The 3,683-nt window shown below is 39.5% G+C and carries 3 protein-coding genes and 2 pseudogenes; 3 read left to right on the forward strand and 2 right to left on the reverse strand.

The window, feature by feature from the left end:
* The 3 genes and pseudogenes from ACJHV0_RS00185 to ACJHV0_RS00195 form a co-directional block, all read left to right on the forward strand.
* Positions 1–221: pseudogene (locus ACJHV0_RS00185) on the forward strand (acetyl-CoA C-acetyltransferase); the annotation flags it as partial.
* Between the two features lie 29 nt (positions 222–250).
* The gene (locus ACJHV0_RS00190; protein ID WP_283386085.1) at positions 251–1,009 is read left to right on the forward strand and encodes a 3-hydroxybutyrate dehydrogenase; all 759 of its coding nucleotides are present in this window, start codon (positions 251–253) and stop codon (positions 1,007–1,009) included.
* Positions 1,010–1,120: 111 nt separating this feature from the next.
* Positions 1,121–2,446 carry a GntP family permease gene (locus ACJHV0_RS00195; protein ID WP_483133042.1) on the forward strand — a complete coding sequence of 442 codons (1,326 nt, stop codon included), beginning with the start codon at positions 1,121–1,123 and terminating at the stop codon, positions 2,444–2,446.
* Positions 2,447–2,489: 43 nt separating this feature from the next.
* Here ACJHV0_RS00195 and ACJHV0_RS00200 read toward each other — a convergent pair.
* Positions 2,490–2,585, reverse strand: a pseudogene (locus ACJHV0_RS00200) (IS3 family transposase); the annotation flags it as partial.
* 111 nt (positions 2,586–2,696) lie between these two features.
* The coding region (gene purA / locus ACJHV0_RS00205; protein WP_483133043.1) for an adenylosuccinate synthase at positions 2,697–3,683 on the reverse strand (987 nt) is incomplete at its 5' end.

Raw genomic sequence — 3,683 nt, forward strand, 5'->3', positions numbered from 1 at the left:
CTGCACAATTCTTAGCAGTTGGCAAAGAATTAGGTTTTGATCCTGAAAAAGTAAATGTGAATGGTGGTGCTGTTGCACTTGGTCACCCAATTGGTGCGAGTGGTGCACGTATCTTAGTTACCTTATTACACGCAATGCATGCACGTGATAAACAATTTGGTTTAGCAACATTATGTATTGGTGGTGGTCAAGGCATTGCAATGATTGTTGAACGTATTTAATCACAACTAAAAACAGAAGGAAAATTATTATGGCTAAAAGAACAGCTTTAGTAACAGGCGCGGCAAGTGGTATTGGCTTGGCAGTATGTGAAAGTCTTGCAACCGAAGATTTAAATATCGTGATGGTTGATGTAAATGAGGAAGCATTGAAAGAACATTCCTCTCGTTTAGGTGCGGTTTATATTCAAGCAGATCTTTCTAAACGTGAAGGTTGTAAAGCTGCTGTTGATTTCGCTGCAGAAAAATTTGGCGGCGTGGATATTTTAGTGAATGTTGCAGGTATCCAAAATGTTGCTGCGATTGAAGATTTCCCAGAAGACAAATGGGATTTTATGATCAATCTAATGCTTACTGCCCCATTCTTACTTACCAAATATAGTTGGAAATATATGAAGGAGAATAAGTGGGGACGTATTATTAATCTGAATTCAATCCACGGCTTAGTAGCTTCTGACTACAAATCTGCTTATGTGTCAGCTAAACACGGTTTATCTGGTTTAACCAAAACTGCGGCATTAGAAGGTGGTCAATTTGGTATTACCGTAAACTCTATTTGCCCTGCTTATGTTCGTACTCCATTAGTGGACAAACAAATTGCTGACCAAGCGAAAAACCACGGCATTTCAGAAGAAGAAGTTATTAGCAAGATTATGTTAGCGAACGCTGCGGTGAAACGTATGATTGAGCCACAAGAGCTAGGTGAATTTGTGAAATTCTTATGCTCTGATGCTGCTGCATCTATCTCCGGTTCTACTTTAACTATGGACGGCGGTTGGACCGCTCGTTAATCAACAAAATTGAGGAATAATCCTTAAATTTCACGGGTGCATGCTAATGTAAAGGCACCATTATTAATCAGGGTGCTTTTATACGCACCCTTATATTTCTAGGAGATTTATATGTTAAGTTTAATTGGCATTTTTGTCGGCTTAGTACTATTGATGTATCTTGCATTCCGAGGTTATTCAATCGTTTGGATTGCACCGTTATGTGCTGCTGTGGTTGCCTTTACAGGAGATTTAGACGTACTAGATGCCTATTTAGATAGCTATATGACAGGTCTGGTCAGCTTTGTGAAAGCTTGGTTTCCTGCTTTCTTACTAAGTGCGATTTTTGGTAACTTAATGGATGTGAGCGGAGGAGCTAAATCTATCGCCTCTTGGCTAACTAAAGCATTAGGCACCAAAAGTGCGATTGCATCAATCGTATTAGGCTGTGCATTATTAACTTATGGCGGTGTGAGTTTATTCGTAGTTGTATTTGCAGTATATCCTCTAGCATTAGCAGTATTTAAAGAAGCGAATATTACTCGTCGTCTAATTCCTGGCACTATCGCATTAGGTGCATTTACTTTCACGATGACAGCTTTACCGGGTTCACCACAGATTCAAAACTTAATTCCAACACGCTATTTCCATACCGATGCAATGGCTGCACCATTCATGGGGCTTGTTGCAACCGCATTTTTATTCTTTGGCGGTGTTGCCTACCTTGAAATGCGTCGTAAAAAATACGTAGCAAATGGTGAATTTTTTGTAGAACCTACAGAAGGAATAGAAAAAGTAACCGATGAAAAATTACCGAATCCACTTTTAGCCATTTTGCCATTAATTGCTGTTATTGTCGTATTAAACTTTGTACCAGAATTAATCGGTTTAAAAAATAGTGATCCTAAAAATATCGTAATTGCCTTACTAGCGGGTATTGCATTAGTTATATTGCTCAGCTTAAACAAACGCGATAAATTTATTCCTGCAATAGGTAAAGGTGCGAATGGTGCAGTAGGAGCAATTATCAATACGGCAGCTGCAGTAGGTTTTGGTAGCGTAGTTCGTATGGCACCGGGATTTGAACATTTAACTGTAATGATCTTAAATATCCCAGGTAGCCCATTAATTTCACTTTCTATTGCGATTAATGTCTTAGCAGGTGCAACAGGTTCTGCTTCAGGCGGTATGGGTATTGCGTTAGAAGCTCTTGGTGAGAAATACTTACAAATTGCCCAACAATTCGGAATTTCACCAGATGCGATGCACCGTGTTTCATCACTTTCATCTGGCGGTTTAGATACTATGCCACATAACGGTGCGGTATTAACCTTATTGAGTAATACTGGAATGACTCATAAAGATTCCTACCTGGAAATCGCGGTAACATCTTTCCTTATGCCAATTCTTGCAACCATATTAGTGATTACATTATATAGTTTATTTGGTATAGCATAATTTAAAAAGGTTGGATAATGCTCTTCCCCAAAGTTAGAATGATTTAATTCAAGGACTGAGTTCTGTATTCCACAGGGCTGAGTCCTTTTAGTTTTACTTGAATACGATCATTGTTGTAGTAATGAATGTAATCGTGAATTATTTATTCACAAGCGGTTTATTTTTATGACTTTTTACACAGATAGCACCTATAAAAAAACCATTTAGTTTTTTATAACTAAATGGTTTTAGTGCTCAAGCATTACAAAAATTATGCTGCAAACGGATCTCTTAGAATCATCGTTTCTACACGATCCGGACCTGTTGAGAGGATATCCACCGGTACGCCGACCAATTCTTCGATACGTTTGATGTAATCTAATGCAGCTTGCGGTAGCTCTTCACGTTTAGTTACACGGAAGGTGTTTTCTGACCAGCCCGGCATTGTTTCGTAAATTGGTTCAACACCTTCCCAGTCTTTTGCTGCAAGTGGTGCATATTCCACAATTCTGCCGTCTGGCATTTTATATGCTGTACAGATTTTTAACTCTTTGAAACCGTCTAATACGTCAAGTTTTGTCATACAAAAACCAGAAATAGAGTTAATTTGTACTGCACGGCGAACCGCCACAGCATCAAACCAACCACAGCGACGTGGGCGACCTGTTACTGCACCAAATTCTTTACCTTTACGAGCGATTTCTGCCCCTACTTCATCAAATAATTCGGTAGTGAATGGTCCACTTCCTACACGTGTACAGTAGGCTTTGATGATTCCTAACACATAATCTAAGTTACGAGGTCCGTAGCCAGAACCTGTTGCAACACCACCTGCGGTAGTATTTGAGCTGGTTACGAACGGATAGGTACCGTGGTCGATATCTAACATTGTGCCCTGAGCACCTTCAAATAAGATGTTATCTCCATTTTTACGAGCTTCGTGGAGTAAAGTTGTTACGTCTGCCACCATTCCAGTGATTACATCGGCAATCGCAAAAACATCATCTAAAGTTTTTTGGTAATCTACCGCTTCTACTTTGTAATAGTTCACCAATTGGAAGTTGTAGTAATCTAAAATATCCTTTAATTTTTCTGCGAAATGTTCTTTATCAAACAAATCACTTACACGCAAACCACGACGGGCAACTTTGTCTTCATAAGCCGGACCGATACCACGCCCGGTTGTACCAATTTTGTTTTTACCAAGTGCCGATTCACGAGCGTGATCCATCGCAACGTGGTAAGGTAAAATTAACGG

The sequence above is a fragment of the Mannheimia sp. genome (genome assembly GCF_056854775.1).

Coding starts and splice junctions, on each gene's coding strand:
- ACJHV0_RS00190 (WP_283386085.1), top strand. CDS start 251: ATGGCTAAAAGAACAGCTTTAGTAACAGGCGCGGCAAGTGGTATTGGC.
- ACJHV0_RS00195 (WP_483133042.1), top strand. CDS start 1,121: ATGTTAAGTTTAATTGGCATTTTTGTCGGCTTAGTACTATTGATGTAT.